The sequence below is a fragment of the Nostoc punctiforme PCC 73102 genome (assembly GCF_000020025.1).
GTDB lineage: Bacteria > Cyanobacteriota > Cyanobacteriia > Cyanobacteriales > Nostocaceae > Nostoc > Nostoc punctiforme.
Genome location: NC_010628.1, coordinates 1,633,945 through 1,649,951 on the forward strand (window position 1 = coordinate 1,633,945; position 16,007 = coordinate 1,649,951).

Here is a 16,007-nt window from a genome sequence, read left to right on the forward strand (position 1 = left end):
CAATATTAAATCGTTGGCTGTTAACCGCAAAGATTGGTAACAATAGGAATAAGCAGAACGTTTTCCTAAAAAACAGTTTTTCAATATGAGCAATACCAGTAATTTTCGTGAAGCTATCCGTGAGGCTAAATCTCACGCCCTCGTTGGTCCTAACGTGATTGCCAACGCCCTCCCCTACGTCGGTGGTGGTTTGGTGCTAACGGCATTAGGAACCTACGGCGGTTTGGGAGTTATCCGTGCTAACCCCGAAATATTCTTTCCCACCTTCATTGGTGCGGTGATTTTGGAGCTAGTTTTGTTCTTTGTTGCCCAAAATGTTGCCCAAAAAGGTAACAAGGGTCTTGCACTACCCCTGTTGGCAACCTACAGCCTCTTGTCTGGATATACCCTCAGTGGCTTGGTATTTGTCGCTTTGAGATCCCAAGGTGTTGGCATCCAAGGCATTGGTTTAGCTGCCCTTGGTTGCGGCGTTACTTTTATTTTTGCCCGTCAAATAGGTTCAAATCTTTCTGAACAAGATGGGATGGCTTTGACGAAAACCATCAATCTTGGTGTTATTGCCTTGGTGGTTGTGTGCCTTGCCCAATTTGGGTTTGCCATGTTTGGTGTTTACACGCCAAATTGGTTAGAAATTGCCATCTCCGGTTTAGGAGTATTTCTGTTTGTTGGGGTTTCTGTCGTCGATTTCTACATCTTGCCCCGCACTTACAGCGATGACCAATATCTGCCTGCTGCTTTATCGATGTACCTTACTTACATCAACTTGTTCGTCTTTATCTTGCGGTTGCTAATTGCTATCAATGGCCGCGATTAATTGTCTGTAGACGCTAACACAAGTAAAGTTTTATAAAGTAAAAACCGTGGTTAAATTTTTAGCAACCACGGTTTTTTGACAAAATTCAACCCCGACAGATAAAACCTGTATCCAGCAAGCTTATCCGTGAATACATCTTGCATCCTTATACCAACGTCAAAGATTTACGTACCAATGTAGAAACAACTGCTGCAACAGAGGTATTAGACGGTAAAATTGATTTTTTTATCAAAGAAAGCCTATCTGCAACAGCTAAATTACACTACTTCAGTGGGCAAAGAAGCGCTTGATAATTCCAAGTAATTTTTGTAACTTAATACAAATGGCGCAAAGAGAAATTGCCCAACTACAGCTAAAATTAATAGATACAAGTAGAATAAAGAGCGATTTCTCAATCCCAAGCGCTCTATCTATCATTACAGCAAGCATTATGGATGTCTTAGAACTCAAACGCGAAATCGAAACGTTGTCTGGCCGCCTGGGTAAAACCCAGGACTATCTTTGACGTACCTGCACTGGCAGCCAAAATTCAAGACCTCGAAAAAATATCAGCTCAACCAGAATTTTGGGATAACCAAACCCAAGCCCAACAAACGCTACAAGAACTCAACGACCTGAAAGCCCACCTCCAGCAATACGATCGCTGGCACGCCAATCTCGAAGATACTAAGGCAGTTGTTGAATTGTTGGAGTTAGAAACCGATGAGGCACTACTCCAAGAAGCAGAATCTACCATCACTAAACTGAATCGTGATCTGGATCAGTGGGAGTTACAACAGTTACTTTCCGGCCCCTATGATGCGGAAGGCGCTGTACTGACGATTAGTGCTGGTGCTGGTGGCACAGATGCTCAGGACTGGGCATTTATGCTGATGCGGATGTACACCCGTTGGGGCGAAGCTCACGGCTATAAGGTAACTTTAGCTGAAGAGTCGGAGGGTGATGAAGCCGGAATTAAATCGGCAACCCTAGAAATTACTGGTCGCTATGCCTATGGTTACTTGCGTTCAGAGATGGGTACACATCGCTTAGTGCGGATTTCACCTTTTAATGCCAACGGCAAACGACAAACCAGTTTTGCAGGGGTGGAAGTGATGCCGCAGATTGATAACTCTGTGCAATTGGAGATTCCAGATAAGGATTTGGAAATCACCACAACTCGTTCTGGTGGTAAAGGTGGGCAAAACGTCAACAAAGTAGAAACTGCGGTGCGGATTGTTCACATTCCTACTGGTCTTGCCGTGCGCTGTACAGAAGAGCGATCGCAGTTGCAAAATAAAGAAAAAGCCCTAAATCGTCTCAAAGCAAAGCTGTTGGTCATCGCCAAAGAGCAACGCGCCCAAGAAATTGCCGAGATTCGTGGCGATATGGTGGAAGCCTCCTGGGGAAACCAAATCCGTAACTATGTGTTTCACCCTTACCAAATGGTGAAAGATTTACGTACAAATACAGAAACAACGGCGATTGGCGATGTGATGAATGGCGAACTCGATCCATTCATTCAAGCTTATTTGCGTCAAGAAAACAAATTAGTAGAAAACACTAACTCATAATTTGGGATGATTTATAAGCGCTAACTAATTATTTGTAATATTACTTAGCACTTGTTATTTATTTTTGAGGATTTCAGATTGGTGCATAGGCGTAGCCCGCACTTCTCTACGAGACGCTCCGCGTAGCTTGCTTCCACGAAGTGGTACGGCTGCGCTCAGTGACCATCGTAGACATCGCACAGCATTCCCTTTTATACCGATTATCTGTGAGGTCGCATAGAAAAAGGTGATTTTGCCCCAAGTATTACCTAGGTTGATTTTGTGCAGCTTCACAAAGAATTGGTCTTGTTGGGGCGTTTTCAGAGGAATTCCTTAGCAATATACAGGCGATCGCCATTCTATCCCAGACCAACTGTTACAGTTATAAAAGAGTCTGTAGACAAATAACTATGAGCAACTCTCCTTCAACAGAACCTCAACCTAGCTACGTAAAACTTGCCATGCGAAACATGGTACGGAAGGGTGCAACTTCCCTAAAGCATTTTGCGTTGACAGCCGTAGGGCTTTTAGCTCTCCTTGTTGGTCTTGCTTACTTAACTCACTAACGAAACTACAAACCGTAAACCTCAGACAAGGAGACTATGTGCCCCTGAGCGTTGAACTATATGTGGAGGATTCTTTTTACGATTTGTCCCCGACAACATCTGTAAAAATTGAGGATACGGATACTCGAATTCCTTCTGAAACTTGGGAAAATTGGTTTAATCACTGGTTAGAAATACTCCAACCTCAAATTCCGCCAGCGCCAAGTTATGAAATTGGGCTGTGTTTGACAGATGACTCGCAAATTCAAGAACTGAATGCTCAGTATCGTCAACAAAATAAGCCTACAGACGTTTTAGCTTTTGCTGCTTTAGAAGTGGATTTTCCGCAAAGCAAAGAAATGCTTGCGTCTGTACCATTATACTTAGGTGATATTATCGTGTCTGTAGATACAGCACAGCGTCAAGCTAAACAGCAGGAACATAGCTTACCAACTGAACTAGCTTGGTTAGCATCTCACGGTTTATTACACCTGTTGGGCTGGGATCATCCTGATGAAGAAAGTTTGGGGCGAATGTTAAAACAGCAAGTAAGATTGCTGAACGCAATAGGTATTGCTATTGACATGGAATGGCAGTAGTTATGTGTTCTTAATGTTAATTTTGGGTAATACTTTTATAATACTTCTGTGCAAATTTGCTTAAAGATTGCCTCAAAGTTAATTCTGCCATTAAGATCGGCGAATATTCCCACTGTAGCAACTCTATTTTTGTATTTTTAAGTCTATGTCCCCAAAAATTTCTTCATCACCAACGCCTACCTCGTTACAAACACTGGTGTCTAACGAACGGGAATTTTCCTGGAAAGTAGCCTCTAATTTATTTGTTAGTTTTAAATATGCCTGGGCTGGAATCAGCTATAGTTTTCAAACTCAACGTAATTTTCGCATCCACGTAAGCGTTTGTGCTTTAGCTATCGGTTTAAGCGTATTTTTGCACCTGCAAGCTGTAGAAATAGCGGTAATTGGTATAACTAGTGGTTTAGTTTTGGCATTAGAGTTACTAAATACAGCGATCGAGTCTCTTGTGGACTTAACCGTTAAGCAGACATATCATGAATTAGCAAAAATTGCTAAAGATTGTGCGGCTGGTGCAGTTCTTGTCTCTGCTTTGGTAGCGGTGCTGGTAGCTGGTACGCTATTGCTCCCTCCTCTGGTAAGGTTAATTATATCCGCTTTATAAATATGATTTGCGTAGGCGTAGCCCAACCTAGGCATCGCCAAGTGACTTGGTAAGAGGATCGGACTCTACTCAATTCACATTATAAGAAATTAAAAATTTAAGAAGTGGCTTGTTATAAAGTAGCCGCTTCATATTTATGTGTCTACGTTAGCGTTATTTTTATATCTAGCGAACAATATAGTATCAGTAATCTGATGAGAGCTAAAAACCAGGAGTGATGAGCTTTGATTATAGTTATCGACAATTACGACAGTTTTACATATAACTTAGTGCAATATCTGGGAGAATTGGCAGCAGAATTCTCAGTAGCAGATGATATTAAAGTTTTTCGTAACGACAAGATATCCATAGATGAGATTCGGGCATTAAAGCCGGAAGCCGTAGTGATTTCTCCTGGGCCTGGCCGCCCGGAAGATGCGGGTATATCCTTAGAATTGATTGAACAGCTAGGACAAGAGTTGCCAATTTTGGGTGTCTGTTTGGGACATCAAAGCATCGGTCAAGTATTCGGTGGTAAAATAATTCCTGCTCCAGAGTTGATGCATGGCAAAACCTCTCAGGTATCTCACACTGGGGTGGGGGTTTTTCGGGGATTAGAAAATCCTCTCATCGCCACTAGGTATCATAGTTTGGTAATCGAACGTGAGACTTGCCCAGATGTGTTAGAAATCACCGCTTGGGTTGAAGATAACACCATCATGGGAGTGCGACACCGGAACTATCCTCACATTCAGGGTGTCCAGTTTCACCCAGAGAGTGTCCTGACATCTTCAGGAAAACAGTTATTACGAAATTTTCTCGAACAGTTACAGTCAAGAGCATAATTAATGAAACGACGACAGTTGATGGGCTATGCTGGGGCGGGGTTGGCCACAGCTTTAGTTACTACCTTGGGTTCTAAATCTCAAGCTGACGCACAATCTAGCGGTTTATCAGTTCAGTGGTTGGGTCATACTTGCTTTCTTTTTACTGGTGGTGGTGCAAAAATTCTCGTCAATCCATTTCGGACGGTTGGCTGTACTGCTAAATATCGACTACCAAAAGTTGCAGCAGATTTGGTACTGATTAGCAGTCAATTGCTGGATGAAGGTGCGGTAGACGTACTACCGGGAAATGCAAAACTCATCTACGAACCAGGAGTTTATGAGTTTAAAGGTATTAAGTTCCAAGGAATTGCCATAGACCACGATCGCAAAGGTGGTAAGCAATTTGGCTCAAATACTGCTTGGAGTTGGAAGCAAGGCGGGATTAATATCTTACACTTAGGGGGAGCCGCTGCACCTATTTCCATCGAGCAAAAAATCTTGATGGGACGACCCGATGTACTATTTATTCCAGTGGGAGGCAGTGCAAAAGCCTACAATGCTCAAGAAGCAAAGCAGGCTATTCAAGTATTAAATCCCAAGCTGGTGATTCCGACCCATTACCGGACACAAGCGGCTGATGCTGCTAAGTGTGATATTTCACCACTTGATGATTTTTTGACCTTAATGCAAGGTACGACAGTGCGGCGTAGTAATGGAGATAGTATTTCCATTAGCCCTAGTAAATTGCCAGAAAAGGGTGAAATTCAGGTTTTGACTTACAAGTTTTGAGGAGTAGGAAATGAGGGGATAAGGGAGCAGGGGGAGATGAGGAGAAATAATTCCTAACTCCTCTAGAGACGCGATTGATCGCGTCTCTACTCATAACTCCTAGCTTTTAGAATGTATACCACTGTGGGCCAAGCTTATCTGCATCGCTGATGGGATTCTCAACGGCTGTTGTTCCATCTATAGTCCAAATGTTGTCTGAACCTGCAGTCTGATCGCGCCAGTAGATATCGGTCTTACCGTCGCCGTTGAAATCACCAAGGGATGGTGTTAAGGCCGCGTTATTAGCTGGTAAGAAAGCTTCAGTCGCAACTGTTGTACCATCCATCAACCAAGCGGTGTTCGCACCTGTGGTTCCATTGTGCCAGAAAATATCGGTCTTACCATCACCGTTGAAATCACCAATTTTGGAAGTCCAAGATGAGTCAAGTGTTCCCAAAGCGCCTTCTGTGACTAAGATGCCTCTCATCGTCCAAACCTTGTTCTCACCTGTTTGAGCGTTTCTCCACAGAATGTCAGTGCTTAAATCGCCGTTGAAATCACCAACGCTAGCAGTCCAGGCTGCATCTTGGGATTGCAGCGCAAATTCAGTCTTTTGGGCACCATCCATAAACCAAGCGCTGTTATCGCCAGTTGTCGCATTGCGCCAGAAAATATCGCTCTTGCCATTGCCATCGAAATCAACAATGGTAGGAGTTAGAGCTGTGTCTGTAGTGTCTAGAACAGTTGCATTCACAACTGTGGTGCCATCCATCTCCCAAATAGCGTTCTCACCGGTTGTAGCATTATGCCAGAAGATATCGGTTTTGCGATCGCCGTTGAAATCCCCAATCTGAGGACTCCAGGCTGGATCAACGCTAGATAGAGCAGCCGCAGAACCAACTCTAGTTCCATCCATCAGCACAATGCTGTTCTCACCGGTTGTCTTATTGCGTAATAAGAAGTCGGTTTTACCATCAGCATTGAAATCAGCAATTTTGTAATCATAGGCGGATAGGTCAAATTGACCCAAAGAACCCTGTTCGACAACTTTTGTGCCATCCATCAACCGAATGACAATTTCACCAGTTGTAGAATCGACCCAAACTTTATCTGTTTTACCATCACCGTTGAAGTCAGGAACAATCGCCGCACTGGTTAAGTAAGGATTAGGATTAGGATTTGCTGACACCACCGCAGATTGTTGTGGTTGGTAGGAACTCTTACTTCCCAAAAACGAATCAGAACTTAGAGGAGTTACGCTATCAAGAGGAGATGATAATGCTTGTATTTTTTCGGAAGTTTGCGTCCATTGTGCATTCAAAGTTTTTGAAGTATTTTGATTTCCAAACATGGTGTGTTTTTATGATTGGTTGTCATATTTTTTTAACTTGTTTTTGAAGCCACTTTCTGTAACAAAATAACATTTTCTAGGTTTTCCAGATTTCTTTATAACTATTTTTTGTTTATTAATGTCATTGCTTGAAGATAAATATTTGTTTTAAATGATAACTATAAAAATTTCAAGTCCTATATAAGCAATTGTAAAATTCTTTTTGTTCTTTCTGTATATAATGGTTTACAGATAAAGCAATAAAGCTTTATCTGTTTTCTTTGACATTAAAAAATTTTCTCAAAATTATACTTATATTTTTAACGGTTCATTAGCCAGACAAAAAGTATTCACACTACACTATAGGACTAATATTTGATTGCCTCAAATAACTCTGTACAACTCAAAAAGCTTTCTTGACTATTGCCTCTTGCCTGCTCATTATGGCTACGCCACGCTGTGCGAACAAAAATCAAAGCGGCTTCCTATAGTAGCCTTTCAAGCTTCGATTCATTGCTAAATAAGTTCACAGTAAGGAATTTAGTCCTTATTTTTAAGTAATCAAATGTTTAATACAAACTTTCAAAATTAGCTTTATAAAGTAACATTCGTATTTATTACAAAGTAACAAATACGCTAAAATAGAAATAATCGCTACATGGTTTCTAATGATTTGTGTAACATTGCCTTCTTTTATGGTAAATTTATCAATTGTTTACGGAACCACTACTATTTTTTATTTTGTGGAATAGCTTCAGATAGCTGCTTAGTCTTTCAACTGTACTAGAAGATACTTGCACGCCAGCTTCGGAAAAATTAGTATATATAAATACCACGAATTCATCTTTATTAACCACGTAAGCGATCGCTTTTATTGCTGTGGGTTGAGCAGACATATTCTTTACAGCGTGTTGTGGAATTTATTAACTACCAAGATTGATATGGAATAAGGCGTTAAAAATAATTTATTTTTTATGAATATACTCAATTATTCGATAAAAACAATATTTGCGAGTTATTTCAAAATTAGGAAACCTGAGTATTTCAAGATAATTGATTATTCTCTAACGATTTATGGCTTGAGTGGAAACAAATATTGGTTAGAATAACTTAGATTAGCAACTGTTAAGAGGCCTGAACTGTGCATCTACCAGTTGCTAGAGGTGTAAAATAATACAATATTTTCATAAAAACATCAGCTATGCAAGCAGAATATCGGCAGCGTCGTGAGCAGTTAATGGCAAAAATTGGTGATGGCACAGCCATTTTTCGCAGTGCGCCAATGGCAGTGATGCACAACGATGTCGAGTATGTTTATCGCCAAGACAGTGATTTCTTCTACCTGACTGGTTTTAATGAACCACAGGCAGTAGCAGTGTTAGCGCCGCATCATTCAGAACATCGGTTTGTGCTGTTTGTCCAACCGAAGGATCGCGAAAAAGAAGTATGGACTGGTTATCTTTGTGGGGTAGATGCAGCCAAGGAAATTTATGGTGCTGATGAAGCGTACCCCATTAGCGAGTTAGATGAAAAGTTGCCGCAGTATTTGGAAAAAGCCAGCCGCATTTACTATCACTTAGGACGCGATCGCAATTTTAACGATCAAATTCTCAAACATTACCAAAGTTTACTACGGACTTACCCTAAGCGCGGTACTGGCCCGATCGCTATTGAAGATACTGGCCCTGTTCTCAACAGCATGAGACTTATTAAAAGTGAAGCTGAGTTGGGGTTAATGCGTCAAGCGGTTGCGATCGCCACGGAAGCACACAATTACGCCCAAGAAATCGCCGCACCCGGACGTTATGAGTACGAAATTCAGGCGGAGATGGAACGGATCTTTCGAGTCCGGGGTGGGATGGGGCCAGCTTATCCTTCGATTGTGGCTTCTGGCGTGAATGCTTGCGTACTTCACTACATCGAAAATAATCGTCAAATGCAGAATGGAGAATTACTGCTAATTGATGCCGGTTGTGCTTACGGTTATTACAACTCGGATATTACGCGGACATTTCCTATTGGGGGTAAATTTACGCCAGAACAAAAGATGCTGTATGAGATTGTATTGGAGGCGCAAAAACAAGCGATCGCTCAAGTAAAACCAGGTAATCCCTTCAAATTAGTTCACGATACAGCAGTGCGCGTTATCACTGAAGGTTTAGTTGAACTTGGCATTCTCAAAGGTGAAATTGATAAGTTAATTGAAGAAGAGAAATATAAGCCATATTATATGCACCGCACCAGTCATTGGTTAGGTTTGGATGTTCATGATGTGGGAGTTTACCAGCACGGTCAAGACAAACCGCAGATTTTACAACCAGGCCAAATTCTGACAGTGGAACCGGGATTATATATTGTGCCTGACACGAAACTAGCAGAAGACCAACCAGAGACCGATCCTCGATGGGTTGGCATTGGTATTCGCATTGAGGATGATGTGTTAGTTACACCTGATGGACATGAAGTATTAACTGCGGGAGTTCCCAAGGCAGTGAATGAAGTGGAAAGATAAAAAAATGGGGATGGCATGTACCATCCCTAAGATAATTTAAGCTAAAAAATCATAGTTAAACTTTAAAGACGTGAATTTGACGGAATTAAAAAATATTACACAGGTCGTAGGTTTGACAAAATCATAGCGATCGTTACTTTTGGCACTAAAAGCAATAACAGAAAGTTATTAAATCAAGAACAACCCTCAACAAATTCAACTTCTGGTAGTTTACCTGAGCGAAACTGAGTGACACGCTTACCGTCAGTCTCGAATACCACACGATAATTCTGATTAGAACGGTCTTTCGGGATAAATGTCAAGTAGTGTCCGCCTTGGACATATTTATGAGGTGTGACTTTAATTTGTCCCGGGTAGAGAGACTTGATTTGCGCTTCGGTGTCGCCAATTTTTCCACCTTTAAGGGTAGTAATTTGGGTATTCTGCCGCACATCTACTCTAGAAATGCGACCTTTTGTAACCATAAATAAAAGATTTTTGGGTTCGTTTTGTGGCTTAACATAGTAGCAACTGTTATTCGGCGAATCTCCCGCTAGCTTAGTACCAGCAGCTTTTGCCGCTTGGGAAACAGTCATCCCAACTTTTACCTCTCCGATACCATTGATGGACAATTTCGATTTATTTGTCAGTTTCGCCTGTGCTACAACTGTACTGACACTTAGAAAAGAAACTGCCAACGTTAAGGAAGCAAGAGTCAATAATTTAGCTTTATTATTCATAAATTGTGGAAATAAAAGCGGGTAGATATTTATATACAGCATCTATGCTGCCAGTTTCGGATTTTCAAGTTGTTGATTGGCGAAATTCTGCTATTACTTCGATCAAACCAACGATATTACGGTTGAATTCAGGTAAATCTTCCGCAGGTATCCAATATTCCTGATGTATGGAACCGCCTACAGTTTTTACGGAGTAGCGGCTTAAAAACTCTGCACGCACCTGAAAACGTGTCACATAGCCGATATATCCTGTGTCAGTACTTGCCGCATTCCAGTTACGGGCAATTTGTGCGGCGTATTCTTCGTTAAGTACCGGGTAGAAAATAGGCTGTTCAGGTAATCGTGGAGGAAATTCACTATCGCCACTTTCTTTAATCAAAGCCAGTTCTTTTGGCCCAGTGGGACGGAAAAGAGTGATTGTTTCTCGATCGCCCTTGGGCAAAGGTTCTCGTGCTTGCACCCATGCCGTGGGAATACCTTCTACACCTGTAGATACCGCCACAATACCACCCGCGATCGCACAAGTAGTATCTCTATCTCCCAAGCCACTTACAGTTAACCACAGAGCTTCTTCGTAGTTGTCAAGATGTTGGGCAGCACACCATAGTGCAAAGGGGACTGTATCTTGTGCTGAGACATGAGTGCCATTTCCTAAGATTGCCGCTGCTAATTGCACTGATGTGTTTTCCGACAAATTCACAGCCTGATGAATTTTTGCACTTACCTCACTTTCTGGAACATAAGGTAAGACAAGGTTGAGAAAATCTTCTTTGCTGGGTAAAGAATCTTTGAGTCTCCACGCCCAAGCAGCAGCAACTGCTACGGCAATTGCATCTGCGATCGCTTCTGGATGAGTGTGAGTGATTTCGGCGCTGGCTTGTGCTTGCTTGACAACTAAATCCAAATCTTCGGCAAAGAACGCCCCTATCGGTGCAACGCGCATTGCTGCTCCATTTCCATAAGAACCTTGTCCGTTGAACAGACTACTTGCCAATTTCTGCCAAGATTCGCCATTGCATATTTGCGTTAACAGCCTGTGCATCGCTGCACCATAACCCCGTTGGCTATCGTATTGTTTGGCAAAGCTTTGTGCCAGATAATCTTGGTTAATTTCCCCGTATTCTTGGAGAGTTGACACAATTTAGAGCGCCATCTGGGTATCGTCAGTGTAGTACCAAGGTGATGCAGGGATAGCACGGCTAACAATCAGACTTTCCACCACATCTGGATGCAGAAAAAATCGCTCTCCAAAAGCATCACCCACTGATAAACCTTCAAGGGAGGATTGAGCGCGAAGCAGGCGAAGATCGTTAGTTGTTGACATAAGTCATTAATAAATTCTTTATCTTAACTAATATCTTACAAGTGTAATTTATAGGATATTATGAACTCCTAGCCTGTTGTGTTGGTTTTTATCAACTAGGGTCTTCCTCATCCATAGCTTCTTTAAAAAGATTACTTGCTGTTTGTGTGTCTGCGATCGCTCCTTGATTATCTCCCAAGTGACGGCGAATTTCACTACGTAGCATATATGCTTGTGGTTGTTTAGGATTTAGCTGAATTACATAGTTAGCATCAGCGATCGCACCTTTGTAATCTTTTAATTGAGAACGAAGTCTGGCGCGGATGAAGCGAGTTTGAATATCTTGAGGTTTTAAGCGGATAATTTGCTCGTAATCTGCTAATGCGCCTTTGTAGTCATGCAGTCCCAAACGCGCCCGCGATCGCTTGATATAAGCATTAACATCATTGGGATTTGCACGTAAAGCAGCAGTTGTAAGCTCAATTTGTTGTTGTCTATTTTTTCTACTCTGCTCAAGTCTTTGCTGAGAATTTTGAGAGTAATAAGTCAATAAATTTACCCAGCTAGGAGCCATAGCTTGCAGAATGCCTACCATTCCACCTAACAAGGTTACACAGTATATAACTAATAGAAAAACTCTAGTTTTCCATTTACTACGGGATTCGTACTGCTGTTGAATCAATCCCTTTACTAAGGTGTATCTTTTACTGAAAGGCAAATTTCCATATCCGAGTTGCTTCAGATACTTAAATATGAAATGCAGAATATTTTCCTGATCTATGGGTGGATTTAGTCGTAGTTCTTTTTGAAATTTCTGATTAATTTTAGCGCTGCGAAAGCTATTAGGGATGCCCATAGCGATCAACATCGCAAATAACAACATCATTGGTCTATCTTTTCCTAGAAATCCTAAGATAATCACACCAAAGACTTTAAATAAAACACCAATGTAAGGGAAACGGGAAAACAGCAGTAAATCAGCAATTTGTCCTCCATCGAGAGGATAAATCGGGAGTAGATTAAACAAGTTTAGAAATATCAGCGTCCAACTTGTTTTTTGTACCCAATCAGGATAACCACTGCTAAAAGGTGCAAGGATCGCCAAGCCAATCCCCAAAATTAACCCTGGTAATGGCCCTGCTAAAGATATCCAAAATTTTTGGGTGAGTGTAGCGTCATCTTTACGGGCAGTTGCTAAAGCGCCTAAAAACGGTACGAATAAAACAGAGGTATCACGATAGCCAAACAGTTTCATCGCCAATAAATGTCCGCCTTCATGGAAAAACAGTACAGCGATGAAAATCACCACACTTTGTGGAGTAAGAAAACTTGTATAACTGGCGATAAACAACCCTAAACTACCCAACAAAAGCCAACTACGAAATTTTTTACCCACCAGACCAGTTTCGGTATATTGCATTTGTTTAAATCCCTCTACTTCCAGTTCTATAGGGATTTCTTGTAAAATGCTGGAATCAGTTTTGGCTTGTTGTCTGCGTTGCTTGATGATATTTGCTGCTTTCTTGTTACCCTGCGTCATTGGGTTAAGCGATCGCAGGACTGTTAGCCAATGTATCTGAAATAACTCTGTTCCCTTGATTGGTGATATTTTTCCCGTCTTGGCTAAGTTACTAACATAGCCACTCATCTGTATCTGTAGTGCTTGTGCAAAAGACTCTGGTGATAAACCACAAGCTGTTTTGCTGGTAGTTAATTGTTTGAGACAATCTTGATGAGTCTGCCATTGTACTGATACTTTGCTGGTATAAACATCCTGAACAATAGTGTTAGGAAACTCACCTATAAGTCCATGCTGTTTGCCGTTGACAGTCAGCAATAAAGTTCTATCTTTAAAAAAGGTATAAAACTCTATATCGAATAAATTGACAGGTTCGGCTAAACGACGAATAACTACTGTGGCATAGCTTTTGAGTGCTTTGTGATATAAAAGAAGTTCCCAATTTGTTTGCTCATAGGCTTTGGTGATTGGTTGATATTGCAAATAGCTGCATGGAAGAAAGCCGAATTTCTCTAGTTCTTTAATGGGAGTTTGAAATAAATCTTTTAAATAAATAGGAACTGTATCAGCCTTTGTAATCTGGTACTTGGGATATTGAATATGAGACTTGCAAAGTAGTAAAAAGAGAATGAGATAGCGAATAACAGTCAGTAGAACGTAAATTGCGATCGGGTAGATTAGGTATTGCATAGCAATATATAGTTTTTAACTATGCTTAGTATTCCCTGACACTATATAAAATAGCTTAGATTGCAAATACCTAAAATAAAAATGGGTATAGCCTTTTGACCATACCCATTTCAGTGATTTTAGAAAACTTGTTACAGTTGCGGTACGTACTGCTGTTTCTCAGGGACTTCAGCGTACTCAGCCACAATTTGGCGGAATTCTTCGCCGTCAATGGTTTCTTTTTCAATGAGCAAATCGACTAAGCGATCGGTGACAGTGCGATGATCGCGGACAATCTTCTTGGCATTGTCGTAGCATTCTTCCACGATCGCTCGGACTTGTCCATCAATGCGGGAAGCGATAGATTCGGAATACTCAGATCGGGTTGTCCAGTCACGACCCAAGAATACTTCACCCTGCTGGCTTTCCAACGACAGTGGCCCTAAGTCGGACATCCCGAACCGAGTCACCATCTGCCGCGCCATTCCCGATAACTGCTGCAAGTCTCCACCAGCGCCAGTGGTAACTTCCGCAGCCCCAAAAATTACCTCTTCAGCAGCGCGACCGCCCAAAGCACCAGTAATTCTGGCTTTTAACTGAGAACGAGAAATTAATCCTTGTTCTTCGTTGGGAGTAAACCAAGTTAAACCCTGTGCTTGTCCCCGTGGGATTAAGGTAACTTTCTGCACTGGGTCATGGTCTTTTAATAAAGTGCCAACTAAAGCGTGTCCAATTTCGTGGTATGCAATTAAGCGCTTGCTCTTGCTATCCACCAAAGGAGTACCTTCCATCCCAGCGACTACCCGATCTACCGCATCATCAATTTCGCGGAGGGTGATCGCTTCTTTACGTCTTCTAGCAGTCAAAATTGCCGCTTCGTTGAGCAAGTTAGCTAAATCAGCACCAGTGAATCCAGGAGTGCGGCGAGCGATCGCATCTAAAGATACGCTAGGGTCTAGTTTCTTGTTGCGTGAATGGACTTCCAAGATTTCCAAACGCCCTTTAATATCGGGTGCATCAACTGTTACTTGTCGGTCAAAGCGACCGGGACGTAACAAAGCTGAGTCTAGTACGTCGGGACGGTTGGTAGCAGCAATAATAATAATGCCTGTGTTACCTTCAAACCCGTCCATTTCAGTGAGCAACTGGTTGAGGGTTTGCTCTCTCTCGTCGTTACCGCCACCGATACCAGCGCCCCGTTGCCGTCCTACTGCGTCAATTTCATCAATGAAGATAATACAAGGGGCGTTGTCTTTAGCTTTCTTGAACAAATCGCGGACGCGGGATGCACCCACACCAACGAACATTTCTACAAATTCCGAACCGGAAATACTGAAGAAAGGTACGCCTGCTTCACCTGCGATCGCTTTTGCTAATAAAGTTTTACCAGTTCCAGGAGGCCCAACTAATAGCACTCCCTTGGGAATCCGTGCGCCTACAGCAGTAAATCTTTCTGGCTGTTTCAAGAAGGTGACGACTTCTTGTAGTTCTTCCTTAGCTTCTTCAATACCTGCTACGTCATCAAATTTAACCCCGGTTTTCGCCTCCATTTGGAAACGCGCCTTAGATTTGCCGAAGTTCATCGCTTGACCTGGCCCGCCGGGAAGGTTGCTAGAACGCCGGAACAAAAAGAACAACCCAGTAATCAATAAAACTGGAAACACGAGATTGCCCAACAATCCCCAGATTGCGCCATCATTCCGCATGGGGTGAGCATCAAAACTAATATCTTTTTCTTTGAGCTTGCTGATTAACTCAGGAGCGTTAACAGGCAAATCCACTCGCCACCTTTGGATGCGATTTTCGATGTCTGGATCGCGGGCTTCGATAATAGCTGTCCTACCGCCTTCGTAGAGATCAACACTGCTGACGCGATCGCCGTCCAAGTATTCTAGAAAGCGGCCATAAGTCATGCGGGTATTAGCTGCATTCTTGCTCATGTCAGTAGGAGCGCCTGCAAAGGCCCCTTGCCAGAAGAAAAAGCCAATTACCAAAGCCGGCAATGTCCAGAGTACTACGACTTTCCAAGAGAATTTCATGTTAATTTGCCTCTAGATGCCTATACAATTCATTAGCTCTAGTAACCGAGTATTCATCACTCTGTCACTTTAAGCTGTTAAACGGATGTTTATAAATCCATTTTGTTTAATTTGATCTCTTATATGCACTGTCATAAGGCAATTAGAGCATTATGGCGATGCCAACAAGAATCTTAATCAAAGTTAACTTAATTTTAATACAAAATCGCACGAGAAAAGGGAGCGCAACGGAATGCAAGCTCATGTTGTTC

General features: G+C 42.0%; 16 protein-coding genes. 9 read left to right on the forward strand and 7 right to left on the reverse strand.

Annotation, left to right across the window (positions count from 1 at the left end):
• The first annotated feature begins 85 nt into the window (after positions 1-85).
• The 8 genes from NPUN_RS06830 to NPUN_RS06860 all read left to right on the forward strand — a co-directional run bounded on the left by NPUN_RS06830 (position 86) and on the right by NPUN_RS06860 (position 5,686).
• Positions 86-814: a Bax inhibitor-1/YccA family protein gene (locus NPUN_RS06830; RefSeq protein ID WP_012408074.1), complete on the forward strand. Its 729-nt coding sequence runs from the start codon at positions 86-88 to the stop codon at positions 812-814.
• A 137-nt stretch (positions 815-951) separates the two neighbouring features.
• Positions 952-1,104 carry a hypothetical protein gene (locus NPUN_RS41630; RefSeq protein ID WP_167315585.1) on the forward strand — a complete coding sequence of 51 codons (153 nt, stop codon included), beginning with the start codon at positions 952-954 and terminating at the stop codon, positions 1,102-1,104.
• A gap of 140 nt (positions 1,105-1,244) precedes the next feature.
• A protein-coding gene (prfB, locus tag NPUN_RS06840) for a peptide chain release factor 2 (protein WP_148220259.1) occupies positions 1,245-2,367 on the forward strand; the annotation gives its coding sequence in 2 pieces (ribosomal slippage) (positions 1,245-1,316 and positions 1,318-2,367; 1,122 coding nt in all).
• Between the two features lie 389 nt (positions 2,368-2,756).
• Complete coding sequence (locus NPUN_RS38615) at positions 2,757-2,912, forward strand: DUF3285 domain-containing protein (RefSeq protein ID WP_012408076.1); 156 nt, start codon at positions 2,757-2,759, stop codon at positions 2,910-2,912.
• 44 nt (positions 2,913-2,956) lie between these two features.
• Positions 2,957-3,490: an rRNA maturation RNase YbeY gene (ybeY, locus tag NPUN_RS06845; RefSeq protein ID WP_041565958.1), complete on the forward strand. Its 534-nt coding sequence runs from the start codon at positions 2,957-2,959 to the stop codon at positions 3,488-3,490.
• A gap of 145 nt (positions 3,491-3,635) precedes the next feature.
• Positions 3,636-4,091 carry a diacylglycerol kinase family protein gene (locus NPUN_RS06850; RefSeq protein WP_012408078.1) on the forward strand — a complete coding sequence of 152 codons (456 nt, stop codon included), beginning with the start codon at positions 3,636-3,638 and terminating at the stop codon, positions 4,089-4,091.
• 224 nt (positions 4,092-4,315) lie between these two features.
• Positions 4,316-4,915, forward strand: coding sequence for an anthranilate synthase component II (locus NPUN_RS06855; RefSeq protein WP_012408079.1), 600 nt, complete (start codon positions 4,316-4,318; stop codon positions 4,913-4,915).
• Between the two features lie 3 nt (positions 4,916-4,918).
• Positions 4,919-5,686 carry an MBL fold metallo-hydrolase gene (locus tag NPUN_RS06860; RefSeq protein WP_012408080.1) on the forward strand — a complete coding sequence of 256 codons (768 nt, stop codon included), beginning with the start codon at positions 4,919-4,921 and terminating at the stop codon, positions 5,684-5,686.
• A 106-nt stretch (positions 5,687-5,792) separates the two neighbouring features.
• Here the strand turns inward: NPUN_RS06860 and NPUN_RS06865 are convergent, their stop codons facing one another.
• Together NPUN_RS06865 and NPUN_RS40420 are read right to left on the reverse strand one after the other, a co-directional pair.
• Positions 5,793-7,016 carry an FG-GAP repeat domain-containing protein gene (locus NPUN_RS06865; RefSeq protein ID WP_012408081.1) on the reverse strand — a complete coding sequence of 408 codons (1,224 nt, stop codon included), beginning with the start codon at positions 7,014-7,016 and terminating at the stop codon, positions 5,793-5,795.
• Between the two features lie 686 nt (positions 7,017-7,702).
• Positions 7,703-7,891 carry an NUDIX hydrolase gene (locus NPUN_RS40420; RefSeq protein WP_148220260.1) on the reverse strand — a complete coding sequence of 63 codons (189 nt, stop codon included), beginning with the start codon at positions 7,889-7,891 and terminating at the stop codon, positions 7,703-7,705.
• Between the two features lie 305 nt (positions 7,892-8,196).
• Between NPUN_RS40420 and NPUN_RS06870 the strand changes: the two genes are divergently transcribed.
• Positions 8,197-9,507, forward strand: a complete 1,311-nt coding sequence (locus tag NPUN_RS06870) for an aminopeptidase P N-terminal domain-containing protein (RefSeq protein WP_012408082.1) — start codon at positions 8,197-8,199, stop codon at positions 9,505-9,507.
• A 173-nt stretch (positions 9,508-9,680) separates the two neighbouring features.
• On the opposite strand, the gene NPUN_RS06875 is transcribed toward NPUN_RS06870, so the two are convergent.
• From NPUN_RS06875 to ftsH2, 5 genes are all read right to left on the reverse strand, one after another.
• On the reverse strand, positions 9,681-10,226 hold the full coding sequence (locus tag NPUN_RS06875) for a hypothetical protein (protein WP_041565959.1): 546 nt from the start codon (positions 10,224-10,226) through the stop codon (positions 9,681-9,683).
• Positions 10,227-10,290: 64 nt separating this feature from the next.
• The gene (locus NPUN_RS43015) at positions 10,291-11,364 is read right to left on the reverse strand and encodes an ADP-ribosylglycohydrolase family protein (RefSeq protein ID WP_012408084.1); all 1,074 of its coding nucleotides are present in this window, start codon (positions 11,362-11,364) and stop codon (positions 10,291-10,293) included.
• 3 nt (positions 11,365-11,367) lie between these two features.
• Positions 11,368-11,550 carry an ADP-ribosylglycohydrolase family protein gene (locus NPUN_RS43020; RefSeq protein ID WP_012408085.1) on the reverse strand — a complete coding sequence of 61 codons (183 nt, stop codon included), beginning with the start codon at positions 11,548-11,550 and terminating at the stop codon, positions 11,368-11,370.
• A 91-nt stretch (positions 11,551-11,641) separates the two neighbouring features.
• Positions 11,642-13,738, reverse strand: coding sequence for a site-2 protease family protein (locus tag NPUN_RS06885; RefSeq protein ID WP_012408086.1), 2,097 nt, complete (start codon positions 13,736-13,738; stop codon positions 11,642-11,644).
• A gap of 131 nt (positions 13,739-13,869) precedes the next feature.
• Positions 13,870-15,756 carry an ATP-dependent zinc metalloprotease FtsH2 gene (gene ftsH2 / locus NPUN_RS06890; RefSeq protein ID WP_012408087.1) on the reverse strand — a complete coding sequence of 629 codons (1,887 nt, stop codon included), beginning with the start codon at positions 15,754-15,756 and terminating at the stop codon, positions 13,870-13,872.
• Positions 15,757-16,007: the final 251 nt, after the last annotated feature.

Coding starts and splice junctions, on each gene's coding strand:
- NPUN_RS06875 (WP_041565959.1), bottom strand. CDS start 10,226: ATGAATAATAAAGCTAAATTATTGACTCTTGCTTCCTTAACGTTGGCA.
- NPUN_RS06860 (WP_012408080.1), top strand. CDS start 4,919: ATGAAACGACGACAGTTGATGGGCTATGCTGGGGCGGGGTTGGCCACA.
- NPUN_RS06885 (WP_012408086.1), bottom strand. CDS start 13,738: ATGCAATACCTAATCTACCCGATCGCAATTTACGTTCTACTGACTGTT.
- NPUN_RS06865 (WP_012408081.1), bottom strand. CDS start 7,016: ATGTTTGGAAATCAAAATACTTCAAAAACTTTGAATGCACAATGGACG.
- NPUN_RS06850 (WP_012408078.1), top strand. CDS start 3,636: ATGTCCCCAAAAATTTCTTCATCACCAACGCCTACCTCGTTACAAACA.
- NPUN_RS38615 (WP_012408076.1), top strand. CDS start 2,757: ATGAGCAACTCTCCTTCAACAGAACCTCAACCTAGCTACGTAAAACTT.
- NPUN_RS06830 (WP_012408074.1), top strand. CDS start 86: ATGAGCAATACCAGTAATTTTCGTGAAGCTATCCGTGAGGCTAAATCT.
- ftsH2 (WP_012408087.1), bottom strand. CDS start 15,756: ATGAAATTCTCTTGGAAAGTCGTAGTACTCTGGACATTGCCGGCTTTG.
- NPUN_RS40420 (WP_148220260.1), bottom strand. CDS start 7,891: ATGTCTGCTCAACCCACAGCAATAAAAGCGATCGCTTACGTGGTTAAT.
- NPUN_RS06870 (WP_012408082.1), top strand. CDS start 8,197: ATGCAAGCAGAATATCGGCAGCGTCGTGAGCAGTTAATGGCAAAAATT.
- NPUN_RS43020 (WP_012408085.1), bottom strand. CDS start 11,550: ATGTCAACAACTAACGATCTTCGCCTGCTTCGCGCTCAATCCTCCCTT.